Annotated in this window: 2 protein-coding genes; both read left to right on the top strand. The window is 61.9% G+C overall.

Features of this window, described 5'->3' with window-relative positions:
* The first annotated feature begins 8 nt into the window (after positions 1-8).
* The gene (locus tag AC1DMG_RS22115; RefSeq protein ID WP_441605646.1) at positions 9-473 is read left to right on the top strand and encodes an EVE domain-containing protein; all 465 of its coding nucleotides are present in this window, start codon (positions 9-11) and stop codon (positions 471-473) included.
* 26 nt (positions 474-499) lie between these two features.
* Positions 500-1,138 carry a ribose-5-phosphate isomerase RpiA gene (rpiA, locus tag AC1DMG_RS22110; RefSeq protein ID WP_441605647.1) on the top strand — a complete coding sequence of 213 codons (639 nt, stop codon included), beginning with the start codon at positions 500-502 and terminating at the stop codon, positions 1,136-1,138.
* The last annotated feature ends 308 nt before the right edge of the window (positions 1,139-1,446 follow it).

Genomic DNA, 1,446 nt, shown 5'->3' with positions numbered 1-1,446 from the left:
GCGCACGCATGAGTAAAACCACGCAGTACTGGCTGATGAAATCCGAGCCAGACGCTTTCTCCATCGACGATCTCAAGCGCAAAGGCCAGGAACACTGGGACGGCGTGCGCAACTACCAGGCGCGCAACTTCATGCGCGACGGCATGCGCGTGGGCGACAAGGTTTTCTTCTATCACTCCAACTGCGCAGAGCCCGGCATCGTGGGCATTGCCGAAGTCGCCACGGATGCCTATCCCGACCCGAGCCAGTTCGATCCCAAGAGCAAATATTTCGACCCCGGCAGTTCGCGCGACAATCCGCGCTGGATGCTGGTGGACGTGAAGTTCGTCAAGAAGTTCAAGCACACCATCACGCTCAAGCAGCTGCAGGCCGACCCCGCGCTCGCCGACATGGCGCTGGTGCGCAAAGGCAACCGACTCTCCGTCATGCCGGTAGGCGCCGAGGAATGGCGCCATATCCTGACGATGGAATAACGCTTACCTCTTATCGGATCCACATCATGAGCGCCAACGAAAAACGCCAGGCCGGCGAAGCCGCCATCCGCTACGTCGAGAACGGAGCCATCGTGGGCGTCGGCACCGGCTCCACCGTCGCCTTCTTCATCGATGCCCTCGCGGACCTCAAGGACCGCATCGAAGGCGCGGTGTCCAGCTCCGAGCAGTCCACTGCACACCTCAAGCGTCTGGGCATCCCGGTGCTCGACCTCAACGCTACCGGTCCACTGAATCTCTACGTGGATGGCGCCGACGAGTGCGATACGCACAAGCGCCTCATCAAGGGCGGCGGCGCTGCGCTCACGCGCGAAAAAATCATCGCCGAAGCGAGCGCCAAGTTCGTGTGCATCATCGACTCGAGCAAGCAGGTGCAGTTGCTCGGCAAGTTTCCGCTGCCGATCGAAGTGATTCCGATGGCACGCAGCCTGGTGGGACGCGAGATCGTCAAGCGCGGCGGCACCCCGGTGTGGCGCGACGGCGTGGTCACCGACAATGGCAACTGGGTGATTGATGTGCACGGGTGGCAGATCGTCGATCCGGTGGGCCTGGAGAATGACCTCAACCAGATTCCGGGCATTGTCACCGTGGGGCTGTTCGCGCGGCGGGCGGCGGATGTGGTGTTGGTGGGTGATCGGGTGATGTGATTGCCTGCCCGGGACTATCTGCGTCATGAAGAACGCCGGCCCGAAGGTCGGCGTTTTTTCGTTGGCGAAGGAGTGCCCCTCGAGCACCGCCTCAAAACGGCGGCCGCCCTTGCTGCTAGCAATCGCTTATCCTCGGCGAAACAACGGGGAGGAACGACATGGGCTCGATGGTTTTCCCACGCCGATTCGCCATGTTCACCGGCGCCACGGTCACCGTAGCGTCGATGATGTTGGCAACGCTGATCGCCTGCACTCCGATGCACGCGCAAGCCACGGAGCCGGCACGAGAAGATCAACAGTCCTTTCTG

The organism is Dyella sp. 01N36, from assembly GCF_056399745.1.
Note: the sequence above shows the minus strand (reverse complement) of the source record. Positions and strands in the feature narration are given on the sequence as shown.

Bases quoted from the DNA above. Each gene is read 5' to 3' on its own strand.
- rpiA (WP_441605647.1), top strand. From the start codon at position 500: ATGAGCGCCAACGAAAAACGCCAGGCCGGCGAAGCCGCCATCCGCTAC.
- AC1DMG_RS22115 (WP_441605646.1), top strand. From the start codon at position 9: ATGAGTAAAACCACGCAGTACTGGCTGATGAAATCCGAGCCAGACGCT.